We start from the raw sequence: 13,485 nt of genomic DNA on the forward strand, positions 1-13,485 counted from the left end.
AAAATCCACCCCTACAACACTGATACAGCCTGAAAAAATGGTTGGGAATGTGCTGCCGGTTTGGTGATAACATTGACTAAATAATCGCAGCTCAAAAAAAGCAGAATCCCTGTTTCGAAACTGGTCAGATTTGTTACGATACCGGTCAATTGTTTGGTGAGGGCTCTGTTTCGCATTAAATTTACGATTGCCAGTTCCAGCCTTGGATGTTTTTTTGACCACCAACCGATCCAATGAAGCGCTTAACTTTAAGTAGCCTGGTAGCTACTGGCACCCAACATGCAGACACTCCGCAGGAAAGTAAAAAAGTGCGGATGCTCAATACGTTTTTCCTTATAAGAATGGGTCTTTCCGTTCTTTTTCTACTGGAAGATTACCTCATCCCAAAGTTTCCTTTTGTCATCAGCCTGAGCATTCATGGCACAGTCATGCTGGCCATCGTCGGTTTGTTTTACCTACAGCACCGCGCCAGGCATCATGTCGCATGTGGCATTTTCCTTTTGATGATTTACACCGAGGTTTTTGCTTTTTCGTACCTGCTGCAGCCGGGGATGGGCGCAGAGTATTTTTACCTGTCCTTCCCGCTGGTAGCTCTCGTGTTTTTCGACAATCAGTGGGTAAACATCGCCTATTTCCTTCTGGCCATTGCCTGCTTTTTTCTACCAAAAGTTTTGATGGATTTGCCGGGCAAAGATGATGTCCTTCCATTTTCTACACTCGGTTTATTCATCACCATTTACATCATTGTCAATTATTTCAAACGCCTCAACCTGAAAAATGAAAATCAACTGGCCGAACAACGCAATCAGGCTGTAGAAGACCATGCGCTCATTCGTAAGCAAAAATCACAACTGGAAGAACTCCATAGCTATCAGCGCCGATTCTTCGAAAACCTGGCGCACGAGGTTCGCACACCTATTACCATATTGAAAGGTACCTTCTATCAGGTATTTAAAAGTGGGCCCAGCCCTTCGCACAAAGAAAACATCGATGGTCAAATTCATCGGATAGAGCGCATTGTCAACGACGTGATTGACCTTTCGAAGATGACCTCCAATCACCTGGAGCTAAACCTTAAGGCCATCAATATTTCGGAGCTGGTGCATAAGGTGCATCAAATGTTTGCCGCCAGTTATCACCAAAAAGGTGTAGACCTGAACTTGCACGACTATACAGATCGCAAACAACAAGTACAGGCAGATACGGTCTATCTGGAACGCTCTATCAACAACCTGCTCAACAATGCTTTGAAGTACACCGATAAAGGTGGGCAAGTAACCCTGGAGCTTCGTTATGGCCCACTGAAAAACACTATTTACTTAAGTGTAAAGGACACCGGTATTGGGATCTGCGAATCAGATTTGGAGTTTATCTTCGATCAGTTTTATCAGGCAAAAAATTCTGTGAATGAAGCCGGAGGTAGTGGGATAGGCCTGGCATATGCTCGCGAGATCATAGATATGCACGGGGGTCAAATCAAAGTATTCAGTATTCCCAACAAGGGCTCAAAATTTATCATTCTGTTGCCTTTGACGAGCCCTGCAGCATCAGCCTATCAGTCCAGTTCCGTACCCATCCAGACTGTGGAGCAAGAGTTGACTGATTCTTTGACAGCTAAACCTAAAATGTTGCTGGTAGAAGATCAGCCCGAACTAAGGCAAATGATTAGCTCGATCTTTCCGGATTTTGCGTGTATGCACGCTTCTAATGGAGTAGAGGGTCTCGACTTGATCAAAAGCAATACTTTTGAAATTATACTGGTGGATTACATGATGCCCAGGATGAACGGCCGTGAGTTTATCACTCAGCTCAAGGCTGCCGGCAATTGTACCCCCATTATCGTAATCACGGCTTTGGCTGATGCCAAATTAGCTATGCTGCGTCTGGGTGTAGATGATTTTCTGGCCAAACCATTTGACCCGGAAGAGCTCATAGCTCGGGTAAACAACTCCCTGATCAATGCGCAGAGCCGGCAGGAGTACATCAAAATCAGCTCCGAACCACTGGAAAACCCAGACAAAGCACTCATCGAAAAGCTTCAGTCTCACATTGCTAGTCACTGTTCGGAATTTAACTTAAGTGTGGAGATGCTGTGTAATGAATTTGGGCTGTCGGCCAGTAGTCTGTACCGAAAAATCAAATCCGCCACAGGCCTGAGTACTCGGGAGTTTCTCACAGAGGTAAAACTCCAAAAGGCACGGAATATCAAAATGACTAACCCGGACATCACTGCCAGAGAGCTGTCTCTGCACTGTGGCTGGAAAAACCAGACCCACTTCAGTCAGCTCTATCAGCGCAGGTTTGGCACTTCCATTTCCTGATCTCTACCTACCTCCTGCAAAAACATAAGCAAGTTGGTTTCTGTATTGGAGATACCCAGCTTCTTGCGAAGCCTGCGTCTTGCTTGTTCTATAGCATTGACCGAAACGCCCAGCAGCGTGGCAATTTCTTTGCTGGAGAGGTTCATGCGCAAGTATGCACACAAGCGCTGCTCATTGGTGGTCAGCTCTGGAAATCGCTCGTAGAGTGAACTAAAAAATCCCGTGTGCACTTTCTCAAAATGCTCTTTGAAGCGCTCCCAATCCTGATCGGCATGCAGGTGGTTGCCCAGCTTTTTCGAAAGCGCTTTGATATGCTGAGCATCAGCTTCGCCCTCGAGTGCCTTAAGGCTTTTTTGGAGGTCTTGTAGCACGCTGTTTTTCTGGGTGAGCCACAGCGTGGTAGTGGCTAGTTGCTGCTTTTCATTTTGGAGATCCTTTTCGCGCAGCTTTAGCTGAAAGTCCAACTCCTGATTGTGAGCGGACAGCCGCTGGTGCTCAATCTTAGCTTTCAGAGCTTGTTTCTCTTTTACTGTTACCTCCTCCTTCAACGTATTGATTTTGTTTCCCAACGCCAGGGAAAACAGTAGGGTCTCCAGCGCAGAACCTATCTCAAGTATGTTGAAGTTTTTGACCCAACCGGGCAGCTCTATAGCTACGCCCACACTGATGGCCAGTATGGTGCCCAGCAGATACAGCGCCCAGGCAATGAGAAAGAGCAAAGCCCGCTGCTCACCTCTGAAATGGAGCAAGGCGGCCACAAAAGGAAAAATAAGTGCATTGTGGAAAATGAAAAGCATGAGCGGCTTGATGACCACCTCATAATCTGCCACAAACGAAAGCCCACAAAACAGCACCCCAAGTATGGCCAGCACGTTCATATAATGATAGAAAAAGCGATTGTTTTTCTTCAGGTTTAGAAAGGCAGAGGTAAACCAGGCACTGAGGATCTCCACCACTCCGGCAAAGAGCACAAATGCATTTTGCTTCATGTAAAAACTCTCTGACCAAAACAGCTGCGTACCGTAACCCGAAAGTGACAAAAACAAAAACAGGTTGGCCAGCGGAAGGCCTACCATAAAGAGGTAGATGCGCTCACGTACAGAAAAGAATAAAAACAAATTGTACAGCGCCATTACAATGAGCCAGCCATAATACATGCCGTGCACGAGATCAGACTCCAGACGCTCCCGGGTAAATGCATCAGGGCTGCTCACACTTGCTGTCAAATTCATGGAATTGTGGGAGTGCGCACGGATGTATACCTGGTGCATTCCCGGCTCCATGGTTAGATCAAACCCAAAGCCAACAAACTCTACCGGGCGTGTACTCCAGGGCCAAAGGTCTCCAGTGTGATGACTGGCCACCAGCTTACCCTCGTGGTAGTGGTAGAGTTCTAGCGTGTCAAACAATGGATAGTGAAACGCCAGTACGATTTCCTTGTCCACTTCGCTATTCTCAAATTGCAGCCGCAGCCAGTAGGGATCTTCTTGCAGCCCAAGGGAGACATTGGGCAGGTAGTCAAACTGCTGCTGCCAATCGTTTGAACGAATGTCTACTATAGTAAGGGAGGTGGTAGTATCTCGGATGTAAGCCATTTCATTGCCTTGTAGCCGATAGCTTTCGGACAGCTTCGAGACGTCCACCACCTGTGCAGCCGCTAAACCTACCAGGAGGTAGCAAAACACCACGAGCACATAGGATTTGAGGCGACTCATTTTAGGTCAGCGTTTTTATAAACCTGTACCAAAGCCAGTGCTCCCAATAAGGTCATGGTAAATACGCTCACCAGTGCCAGCGCATAATAGATGTCATAAGTCATCCACAGCTCCACTTCCTCATTTACTGCCGGTACGGGAGCATTGGGGTCATAGCCCAGCAGTGCGCGAAATGGTTTTGTTATCGTATCTACCGAGAAAATGAGGTAAGCAAGGGCAGGATACGCCCAAAACCAGCGGGACTCCAATTGCCTGGGAGTGACTGGGAGCTGCTTGCTCCTGATGAACAAAAAGTACAGCGTATAAATAATGTATACGCACAGGTACCACCCGGCAAAGTTTTGAATAGGCACCCCAAAGTAGCTCCCTCCGTCTACCCACACCCATAGCCCCACTATGGTAGAGCTCAGCGGATCGAAAGTCATATCCCACGCCACCATGATAATCGCAGCGAGTCCTGGGACCAGAAATACGTCACCACGTCCATAGGGCTTGCCGTAGCATCCGGCAAACACATGAGCCATCACCCACGAAAGGTAGCCCACCGCAAAGTAGGCAAACATGATGATCACTGGCACCTGACCGAGTTTCAACAGCAGCTGATCCGTATAGTAATAGTGACCAAATGGGAATGTGGTAGCAATACTCAGCGACTCCAGCGACCAGGCCACCACAAACGTGATGAGAAAAAAGACGAGGGTGTTTTTCTTACCAATCCACTGAAAAGCGTGAATGAGCGTAACGCCTCCCATCACCAGGTGGACAATCAGCACCCATAGGTCTATGATTAGGGTGAGGTTGAGCAGGTTTTTAAGAAGTGCGGTAATGACATAAAAAACGAGAAGAGACACTACCAGATGTCTGTTGGCTTTCATGGGAACAGGTCGGCGATAGGTTTAAAAATGTGTTAGGTGGGTCTAAAATAGAAAAGCCTGACGTATAGAAAAACTGCTTTCGACGAATGTTGTAATCCATCCCATCAGTCACGAGTTGTAAAAATTTGTCAATGCAAACCTTTGCAAAAAATCGCCAGTCCTGGATTTAGCAAAATCAGTGCGGATATCTTGTCGATATCATTACTTTTAGCCCAGCTAATAATCAACGTATAAAGAAGTATGAAACATCTAATCTACCTCGCAGTGCTCTGCTTTGGCATGGCTGCCTGTGGGGAAAATCAACAAACGCGGTACAGCCTGCAATCTCCGGATAGTGAAATTGTGGTGGACTTTGAGTTGATCGACGGACGCCCGGCCTATCGTGTCGCCTTTCAGGGCAAAGAACAAATCAGCACCTCATTTATGGGTTTTGAGTTTCAGGATCAGCCAGAGCTGGGCCTGAATCTGGAAGTATCAGGTGTAGACCAAAACACCGTAAACGAAACCTGGGAAATGCCCTGGGGTGAACAGCGCGAAGTGGCCAACCAGTACAACGAATTGCGTGTTCGACTCAATGAAACCTCCGGTGCTGGACGCAACTTTCACATTGTTTTCCGTGCTTTTAATGACGGAATAGGTTTTCGCTACGAGTTCCCTAAGCAGGAAGCTCTGTCGGGAGACGTTATCATCACCGAAGAAAAGACGGAGTTTAACCTCACGGGTGACCACAAGGTCTGGTGGATCCCTGGCGACTGGGACATCTACGAGTACCTCTACACTACTTCGAAGTTTTCGGAGATCAATGCCTACGAGCAGTTTATCCCGGGTGATCATCTGGGGCAGGTTTACTTACACAGCAATGCCGTAAACACACCCTTGACCATGAAAACCGATGACGGCATCTACCTTAGCTTTCACGAGGCAGATCTTACCGACTATGCCGGTATGACGCTCAAGGTAGACACTACCAACCTGAGCATGGTCAGTGAACTGGTAGGCAATGCCGCAGGCATCAAGGTAAAAACCACAGCGCCATTCGTAACGCCATGGAGGACCGTACAAATTGCTGATCGGGCAGGTGACCTGATCGAGTCTAAGATGATTGTAAACCTCAACGATCCAAATGAAATTGGCGATGTATCGTGGTTTAAACCCATGAAATACCTTGGTATCTGGTGGGACATGCACCTCAACCGCCGCACCTGGGACTATGCCAGCGGCAATCATGGCGCCACCACTGAGTATACCAAAGAGTTTTTGGATTTTGCTGCCGAGCATGGCTTTGGAGGCGTGCTGGTAGAAGGATGGAACACCGGCTGGGAAACCTGGACCGAGCCTGACATGCGGGATACCATCTTTGATTTTACCACCCCATACCCGGACTATGACCTGGAGTATTTGGCCAACTATGCCAAGAGTAAAGGCGTGCAAATCATCATGCACCACGAAACCTCTGGCGCTGTGGCGCGTTACGAAGAGCGCATGGATACAGCCTATCAGCTTATGAACAAGCTGGGCATCCACTCAGTAAAAACCGGATATGTGGGTACCATCATCCCTGAAGGTGAGTATCACCACGGCCAGTGGATGGTCAATCACTACCAGAAGACACTAGAGTATGGTGCCAAATACAAAGTAGCGATCAACATGCATGAGCCGATCAAAGCTACGGGCAAGCGCCGCACCTACCCGAATGCCATCTCTCGTGAAGGCGTGCGTGGCCAGGAGTACAATGCCTGGGCTGGAGAAGGGGCAAGCCCTCCAGAACACCTACCAATTGTGGCCTTTACGCGTATGCTCGCAGGACCTATCGACTACACGCCGGGCATCCTCAATCCAAGCCTGCTTCCGTACAAAGAAAACCACCCTATCAAAACCACAGTGGCACAACAACTTGGCCTCTATGTGACCATCTATAGTCCTATACAAATGGCTGCCGATTTGCTGGAGTTTTACCGTGGCAATCCTGCGTTTGAGTTTATCAAAGAAGTTGCAGTAGACTGGGAGCAAAGCAAGGTGCTCGACGGTGAGCCGGGCGACTTTCTGGTGATGGCTCGTCAGGAGCGCGGAAGTGAAAACTGGTTTGTAGGTGGCATGACCGACGAAAACCCACTAGACTATACACTCCAGCTGGACTTCCTGACCGAAGGCACCACATACATCGCAAAAATCTACCGTGATGCAGCGGATACGCACTATTTGGACAATCCCACTGCCATAGACATACTGGAGATGGAAGTGACCAAAGGAGACGAAATACTGGTAAACATGGCAGCCGCAGGAGGATTTGCAGTGAGCCTTTTACCAAAAGAATAAACACTTCTACTACTACTTAATCAGTGTTTTGAGCCCCGGATCTATGAAGACCCGGGGCTTTTTTGTTTGAGTATTTGAGCTGCCACAAGCTCTGGGTACAGACTACCTTTCAGGTATCTATCACAATATTATTATTTTATAACGTGTTGATGTGTGTGTTAATAACTTCATTTTTATTCTAAAAATCTTTTGTTTTCTATAACTGTATTAGGTAATTGTTATTATCCATATTTAGATCAGATAATTGCTATTTTATCTATTAGCTGTTTCCGCTATGCGTTGTAAGTAAATATCGAGCTCGAAAATTAGCGTTCAAATTTTGCGGACGAAAATTCATGCCCATGTGATTTCGAGTTCGAGATGGCCGGCGTAATTATTGGCCGTCTCGCAAATACACATTGCCGCTGATCGTATGCAGATCCATGCGCCGCTGACCATCGCCAATCTGGCCGCGCACATCCATGCCCACCACCTGGCGCAGCCCGTCGGTTCCATTTGGGTAGGTGACGTCCAGGTCGGTGTAGATTTCCCCGGAGATAGTCTTGGCGTCAAAGAGTAAGCCGACTCCCGCTGGGACGGTGATGTCTATATCTCCGGAGATGGTTTTGAGCCGGGTGGGAGTAGTGCGTGGCGCAAGCATATAACTACCGCTTATGGTCTTCGCTTCCAGTTGCATGTCTGCGGGCATATACACGGTGTAGTGCAGATCTGTTTCCCAGGTGCAGTCCCGCTGATTCGCTCGGTTTTCCAGTTTTTTCCAGTTTTCGGTTTTCAGCCGAAAGGTGATGCGATCTTCTTCTATTCGTTTTTCCAGCTCGAAGATGTCATTGTCCTCTCCACCGTTTATAGATACGGTCACGTCCACTTTTACCTTCCGTTGATCCCACGTTTTGATCACAATCTCACCGGCAAAGTCCAAGTCCAGATACAGCTCATTTTGCGTGGTAATATTGGCCTCCTCGGTCACTTGTGTCTGGGCATAGGTCACCCAGGCTGCCAGCAGCAGCAGTGTTGTCAGTATGTTTTTCATGGCTTAGGGTTTATGAGCACCACGCGAGCGCGCGGTGCCTAATGACTATTTTTTACGGATGTATACGTTACCACTGATGCATTTGAGTGACACCTCTACGCCTCCTCCATTGAGAGTAGCATTGGCCGACATATCTCCTCCTACACGCTGCAGGTCTTTGTCATTTTCGAAATCAAAATCCAGGTCTGTATAGATCTCTCCGGAAATGGATCCCATCTTGAAATTACCCCTGGTGGTGGCCGGAAGGGTGACATCTATATCGCCACTGGTAGAACTCAGCGACGTGGGCGAACTCTGGCTAAGGTTGGTAAAGACCACTTCTATGTCCGAGCTGATACTATTGGCTACCAGCGGACCGGTCACGTCTTCAAATCGGAGGTCCCCATTCATGCTTTTGACTTCCACCTCATTGGCCATGTTGCGAATGACAATGTCTCCTCCCTGCCAGCTTTTGAGATCTGCACGGACTTTCAGGTTCTTGGGCACCTTGAAAATATAGGTGCCGTCATTGGCACTGCCACTGGCTGCACTTACGGAAATCTCTCCCCCGGAGGTGGTCACACTAAGGCCTACGCCGGTATTTTCTGGTCCTGTGGCCGAAAGCGGACGGAGCCCTTTCGCCTTTTCGGGAATGCCTTCATAGTCGTCTGTCTCGATCAGCAGCTCTCCTGTAGAGCTTCCTTCGATCACCAGGTCGGCGAAGAGGTTTTCGATCACCAAAGTGGTCTCTTCAGTATTGCCGGCAATCTTTTGCTTGAAGGTCTTCAGCTGTGCCGTAGCAGTATAGCTCACGGCTAGCACGGTCAGTATAGTCAGTATTCGTTTCATGTTTGTTGTGTTAATTTTTTTACAAATCGGTTTTATATCTATTCAATTGGCCGTTTGAATGCATTAAGTAAGGATATCGAGCGCCAGCTGCGCTTGTTGCTTGAGCTCTTTCGGAGCATTGGGATTTCCCAATAGCTCTTTGATGGGCTTGATGGCGGCTTTTTCCTGTGCCTCTACCAGCATGGAGATCAGCGAAAGCTGTATGAGCGGATCTGTCTGAAACTCCAAAGAAGCAGCCAGCTGCAAGCGCACGGATTCCTGATGGATGTAGCGCTCCAGCGCTTGTGCTGCGGCATAGCGTACATTAGGACTATCGTCTGTGTTCAGCGTACGGATCAGGGTGCTTATGAGCTTTTCACTGACAGTAGGCTCATTGGCTTGTATCTGATTGACTACCTGTATACGCTCACTGGCTGTCTGCGGCTCCAGGGCATTGACCAGGGCCATTTCCTTAAGCAGACTCACCTGCGACTGCAGTGCAATCACCTCTTTGCGATGGGTGGGCGCCAGATAAGTACCTACCACGTATCCTGTGAGCAAAAGCAAAATAGCAGCTGCTATTTGCAAATAAGGCTTTTGGCGAGGTATCGATGCCCGCTCCTCTGCAATGGCCGCCTCTACTTCCCAGCGTATGGATTGTGGTGGTTCCTCGTCCTTGCTTTCGGTGATCACCTGCAGCACGGCACAGTACTCTTCGTAGCGGTTTCGGCATGCCTCACACTGGGCAAGGTGAAGAGCCAGTTCATCGTCAGGGTGTGCCTCGGCTGCTTCGTATAGCTGTTCGTCGGTTGCGTGTATCATCGTTTTAGTCTTCTTGTTCGAAATAGTAAGCCCTAAGCTGCTGGATGGTCCTGTGCACCTGCACTTTGATGGCCGATACGGAGGCTGAGCGCAGGTTGGCTATGTCTTCGTATTTCATGTTTTGAAACTTGGCCAATACCAGCAACTCACGCTTGTCTGGCGGTAGCTGGTTCATGGCCAGCTGCAGGCGCCGTTCGCGTTCGCTCTGGAGTGCATATTCATCAGACTCTTCCACATCGGGTATAGTCTGCAAGTCCGTGAACTGGTCCTTATAGACTTTCAGCTTTCGGAAGTGATCCTTTACCTGATTGCGAGCAATCTGGAAGATCCAAAACTCAAAAGCACTGCCGCTGCGGTAAGACTTGCGGTACTTCAGCACACGGATAAATACCGCCTGCGTGAGGTCCGCACTCTCCTCTACATCTCCGGTGGACTTGAGGAAGTAGTTGTAGATACGCTTCTGATAGCGCTCAAATAGCACATTGAGCTGGTCCAGCTTATCCCGCTGCACGGCTTCCATCAGTTGCTCATCGGTTACCTTGTTCAACAGTCGTTTAGGTTTGGTTTTGGGTCAATTCGGATAAGTTACCCCGAATGGCAGTGAAGGTTACAAGTGGTGAGGAGAATTTTTTTGAGAGACATTAGATCATAGACTTTAGACAATAGATGCGAGACTTTAGACGAAGGTTTCATCTTGCAGTGATTGGGGTCACCCTGAGTCTTGGGGGGCGCCTAGTCGCGGACGGCAAGTCGCGGACGGCAAGTCGCGGACGGCAAGTTTCGAAGCATAAAACAAAACCATACACCACCTACCAGCTGGATGGAACTATACTTTGAGAAAGAAACCTTGGAGGTTTGGGAAACCTCCAAGGTTTTTAGGTAAAGTTGAAAGACATTAGTCGGGGAACAATAAGTAATGGCAACAGGCAGCTTGCAGTAGGCAGGTTTCAATAGGCAGTTGGCAAAGACTGGAGACTTTAGACAATAGATGCGAGACGTTAGACTAAAAAAAAATGATTCTGGACTAGTTGACAATATGACAAAGACTGTAAGGCAGGAGCTAGTCTGGGTTTTGTCATGCTGAGATTGGGGTTATGATGAGTTTGGGGGGCGCCTAGTCGCGGACGGCTAGTCGCGGACGGCTAGTCGCGGACGGCAAGTCGCGGACGGCAAGTCGCGGACGGCAAGTCGCGGACGGCAAGTCGCGAAGCATAAGACAAAACCATACACCAGCTACCAGCTGGATGGAAGTATACTTCGAGAAAGAAACCCTGGAGGTTTGGGAAACCTCCAAGGTTTTAAGTCTGACAATTGCTGAAACAATATTCATCGAATCCCGGATCTACTTCTCCAAGGTCCAAGCAACGCTCTTTAACCTGGGGCTAAAAGGGTGTAGTTTTGCAGCTGAGCATTGTACCTATGACCAACAACGACATTTTCAGACGCCTCCGATACATTTTTGATTTTAGCGATGATCAGGTAATCGAGCTATTTCGGCTCGGAGGCCAGGAGGTGACACGCGCCGAGATCAGCAACTGGCTGAAAAATGATGAAGACGAAGCACAAACCACCCTCTACGACGAAGAGATGGCAGTGTTTCTTTCCGGGCTGATCGTAAAAAAACGAGGCGCCAGAGATGGTGAAACTCCCAAACCTGAGAAAAACCTGAACAACAACATCATCTTCAGGAAACTGAAAATAGCCCTCAATCTCAAAGACCGGGACATTCTGGACGTACTGGACCGGGCCAATCTCGAGGTAAGCAAACATGAACTAAGCGCAATCTTCCGAAAGCCAGGCCAAAAACAATACCGCAAATGCAAAGACCAGTTTCTGCGCAACTTCTTGCTAGGCCTCCAGTACCAGTACCGACCTGATTGCAATAAGCAATAGGCAGGGAACAATAGGCAATAGGCAGGTTTCAGTATGCAAAGACTTGAGACACGAGACTTAAGACGTAAGACGGCAGGTTTTGAATGCTGAGTCAGTAGGCAGGTAACAAAAGGTGGTAGGCAAGCCTTTAGACGATAGGCAGGTTTATCAGGCCGGGCATGCCTCTCCACCCAACCATTTTCAAGCGCTTAAGCTAATTAAACAGTAAAAATATCGTAGGGATATTTTTTAATCCATTTGTCCCTGGTTAGCATTTTCAGTGATTGCCTGAGCAATCAACATCCGGTCAAAAGGGTCATTGTGTATTGTTGGGAGGTCGAGGATTTTTTGGGTATGAAACCAGTTAATTTCAAGCATTTCAAAGCCATCTTCACGAAGTATTTCAACATATTCAGGAGCAATTTTAAGTTTTCCAATGGCCGTTTTAATATTGATTTCCCAAAGTGAAGCTGCACTTATAAGTATTCTATGTTGCCTGTTTTCTATGAGTTGCTTTTCACTTTCGCTTAGCTCCGGAGCAGCAGCCAACCACCACAAAATTATATGGGTATCGAGCAGAAAATTCATGCTTTCAAGCCAAACATCTCTTGTAAGTCACTACCAAATTCATCAAAATCCGGAGCTATATGAACTTTACCTTTTAGCTGACCAACCTTCCGTTTTTGTAATGGCTCCTCATATTTTTTCAATATTGCCACAGGGGTGCTTCCTTTCGATATAATGATTTCTTCCCCTTCCGCTACTTTTTCAAGTAATTGTGAAAAATGAGTTTTAGCAGTATGTACATTGTATTCTTCCATAATGATATCAAACGTACGCCAGATAGCTAAGTTAGTCAATTACAGCCTTATTCGAACGGGGGACAAGATGCAATAGGCGAAGACTGGAGACACGAGACTTAAGACGTAAGCCCTGAGGATTTGTCATGCTGGGGGGACGGATAGTCTCGAAGCGTAAGACAATTGCAGGAAAGTCATTACCCTATTCGAAAACCTTGGAGGTTTATGCGTTAAGGGATTCATCAAATTGCAGATAGTAGACTTCATAAAGAAGACACCAATGCCACTAGCCTTCACCACTTCTTAAAAGCCTCCATCACCCAACAAAAAACCCCAAAGTACACCTTCAGGGTTTTAAATCACTTTCAACTCCACTTGCCGGAGCGCTCTTCATCTTTTCGGCGTAGCTCGTCCAGGGAGAACTTGCCAGCACCCATTACGCTAAAGAGCAACAGCGCCAGCAGCGTAAGTACAGATACCCACAGCTCACTGTTGCCATGGGCCAGTAGGCCATTCGGCGCATTGACAAACACCACCGCACCAATCAGCACGGGTAGCTGCATCAGACAGGCCGTACGCGTAAAATAGCCGAGCAGGATGAGGGGTCCGCCCAGAAGGTGGGCAAAGAGGACATAATGTGCAGCACCTACCGAAAGGTAAGCCACCGATTGAGAAAGTGCCTGCAGCTGGTCCAGATTAATGGCAAAATACACGCCCTTGAAGACGATAAGTCCGCCCAGGGCTACGCGGAGCACCACCAGCCAGCTGGCCCGGTGGGTGTCGCCCCAATGTTCGATTTGTGATAGCATGTTCATCATTCACTGGTTTTGGTCTTCCTATAAGTTACGAAAAATGGACGCCAAATGCCAGTAGGGGAGACATGAGACGTAAGACTCGAGATTCTAGACATTAGACTCGAGATGTAAG

12 protein-coding genes are annotated in these 13,485 nt (G+C 47.9%); 3 read left to right on the forward strand and 9 right to left on the reverse strand.

The window, feature by feature from the left end:
- The first annotated feature begins 233 nt into the window (after positions 1–233).
- Positions 234–2,321: a hybrid sensor histidine kinase/response regulator transcription factor gene (locus C7460_RS18805; protein ID WP_115869681.1), complete on the forward strand. Its 2,088-nt coding sequence runs from the start codon at positions 234–236 to the stop codon at positions 2,319–2,321.
- Here C7460_RS18805 and C7460_RS18810 read toward each other — a convergent pair.
- Both C7460_RS18810 and C7460_RS18815 read right to left on the reverse strand, forming a co-directional pair.
- Positions 2,291–4,036: a 7TM diverse intracellular signaling domain-containing protein gene (locus tag C7460_RS18810; RefSeq protein WP_115869682.1), complete on the reverse strand. Its 1,746-nt coding sequence runs from the start codon at positions 4,034–4,036 to the stop codon at positions 2,291–2,293. The genes C7460_RS18805 and C7460_RS18810 overlap by 31 nt on opposite strands.
- Positions 4,033–4,911 (reverse strand): carotenoid biosynthesis protein, encoded by an 879-nt coding sequence (locus tag C7460_RS18815; RefSeq protein ID WP_115869683.1) that lies wholly within the window; start codon positions 4,909–4,911, stop codon positions 4,033–4,035. The genes C7460_RS18810 and C7460_RS18815 overlap by 4 nt, the downstream gene beginning before the upstream one ends.
- A gap of 240 nt (positions 4,912–5,151) precedes the next feature.
- On the opposite strand from C7460_RS18815, the gene C7460_RS18820 reads away from it, so the two are divergent.
- Entirely contained in the window at positions 5,152–7,227 is a 2,076-nt protein-coding gene (locus C7460_RS18820; protein ID WP_115869684.1) for a glycoside hydrolase family 97 protein, read from the forward strand.
- 373 nt (positions 7,228–7,600) lie between these two features.
- Here the strand turns inward: C7460_RS18820 and C7460_RS18825 are convergent, their stop codons facing one another.
- The 4 genes from C7460_RS18825 to C7460_RS18840 all read right to left on the reverse strand — a co-directional run bounded on the left by C7460_RS18825 (position 7,601) and on the right by C7460_RS18840 (position 10,433).
- Positions 7,601–8,257, reverse strand: coding sequence for a DUF4097 family beta strand repeat-containing protein (locus tag C7460_RS18825; RefSeq protein ID WP_115869685.1), 657 nt, complete (start codon positions 8,255–8,257; stop codon positions 7,601–7,603).
- A 45-nt stretch (positions 8,258–8,302) separates the two neighbouring features.
- Positions 8,303–9,085 (reverse strand): DUF4097 family beta strand repeat-containing protein, encoded by a 783-nt coding sequence (locus C7460_RS18830; protein ID WP_115869686.1) that lies wholly within the window; start codon positions 9,083–9,085, stop codon positions 8,303–8,305.
- Between the two features lie 63 nt (positions 9,086–9,148).
- Positions 9,149–9,886: a HEAT repeat domain-containing protein gene (locus C7460_RS18835; protein ID WP_115869687.1), complete on the reverse strand. Its 738-nt coding sequence runs from the start codon at positions 9,884–9,886 to the stop codon at positions 9,149–9,151.
- Between the two features lie 4 nt (positions 9,887–9,890).
- Positions 9,891–10,433 carry an RNA polymerase sigma factor gene (locus C7460_RS18840; RefSeq protein WP_115869688.1) on the reverse strand — a complete coding sequence of 181 codons (543 nt, stop codon included), beginning with the start codon at positions 10,431–10,433 and terminating at the stop codon, positions 9,891–9,893.
- Positions 10,434–11,284: 851 nt separating this feature from the next.
- Here C7460_RS18840 and C7460_RS18845 point away from each other — a divergent pair.
- Entirely contained in the window at positions 11,285–11,779 is a 495-nt protein-coding gene (locus tag C7460_RS18845) for a YehS family protein (protein WP_317127708.1), read from the forward strand.
- Positions 11,780–12,007: 228 nt separating this feature from the next.
- Here C7460_RS18845 and C7460_RS18850 read toward each other — a convergent pair whose 3' ends face one another.
- The 3 genes from C7460_RS18850 to C7460_RS18860 all read right to left on the reverse strand — a co-directional run bounded on the left by C7460_RS18850 (position 12,008) and on the right by C7460_RS18860 (position 13,376).
- Positions 12,008–12,346 carry a type II toxin-antitoxin system VapC family toxin gene (locus C7460_RS18850; protein ID WP_115869690.1) on the reverse strand — a complete coding sequence of 113 codons (339 nt, stop codon included), beginning with the start codon at positions 12,344–12,346 and terminating at the stop codon, positions 12,008–12,010.
- Positions 12,343–12,579, reverse strand: coding sequence for a type II toxin-antitoxin system Phd/YefM family antitoxin (locus C7460_RS18855; protein WP_115869691.1), 237 nt, complete (start codon positions 12,577–12,579; stop codon positions 12,343–12,345). The genes C7460_RS18850 and C7460_RS18855 overlap by 4 nt, the downstream gene beginning before the upstream one ends.
- A 344-nt stretch (positions 12,580–12,923) precedes the next feature.
- Entirely contained in the window at positions 12,924–13,376 is a 453-nt protein-coding gene (locus C7460_RS18860; protein ID WP_221409582.1) for a DoxX family protein, read from the reverse strand.
- Positions 13,377–13,485 lie beyond the last annotated feature (109 nt).

Source organism: Marinoscillum furvescens DSM 4134 (assembly GCF_003386095.1).
Classification (GTDB): domain Bacteria; phylum Bacteroidota; class Bacteroidia; order Cytophagales; family Cyclobacteriaceae; genus Marinoscillum; species Marinoscillum furvescens.

Excerpts from the sequence above, each read along its gene's own strand:
- C7460_RS18805 (WP_115869681.1), top strand. The coding sequence starts at position 234 with ATGAAGCGCTTAACTTTAAGTAGCCTGGTAGCTACTGGCACCCAACAT.
- C7460_RS18810 (WP_115869682.1), bottom strand. The coding sequence starts at position 4,036 with ATGAGTCGCCTCAAATCCTATGTGCTCGTGGTGTTTTGCTACCTCCTG.
- C7460_RS18815 (WP_115869683.1), bottom strand. The coding sequence starts at position 4,911 with ATGAAAGCCAACAGACATCTGGTAGTGTCTCTTCTCGTTTTTTATGTC.
- C7460_RS18820 (WP_115869684.1), top strand. The coding sequence starts at position 5,152 with ATGAAACATCTAATCTACCTCGCAGTGCTCTGCTTTGGCATGGCTGCC.
- C7460_RS18825 (WP_115869685.1), bottom strand. The coding sequence starts at position 8,257 with ATGAAAAACATACTGACAACACTGCTGCTGCTGGCAGCCTGGGTGACC.
- C7460_RS18830 (WP_115869686.1), bottom strand. The coding sequence starts at position 9,085 with ATGAAACGAATACTGACTATACTGACCGTGCTAGCCGTGAGCTATACT.
- C7460_RS18835 (WP_115869687.1), bottom strand. The coding sequence starts at position 9,886 with ATGATACACGCAACCGACGAACAGCTATACGAAGCAGCCGAGGCACAC.
- C7460_RS18850 (WP_115869690.1), bottom strand. The coding sequence starts at position 12,346 with ATGAATTTTCTGCTCGATACCCATATAATTTTGTGGTGGTTGGCTGCT.
- C7460_RS18855 (WP_115869691.1), bottom strand. The coding sequence starts at position 12,579 with ATGGAAGAATACAATGTACATACTGCTAAAACTCATTTTTCACAATTA.
- C7460_RS18860 (WP_221409582.1), bottom strand. The coding sequence starts at position 13,376 with ATGATGAACATGCTATCACAAATCGAACATTGGGGCGACACCCACCGG.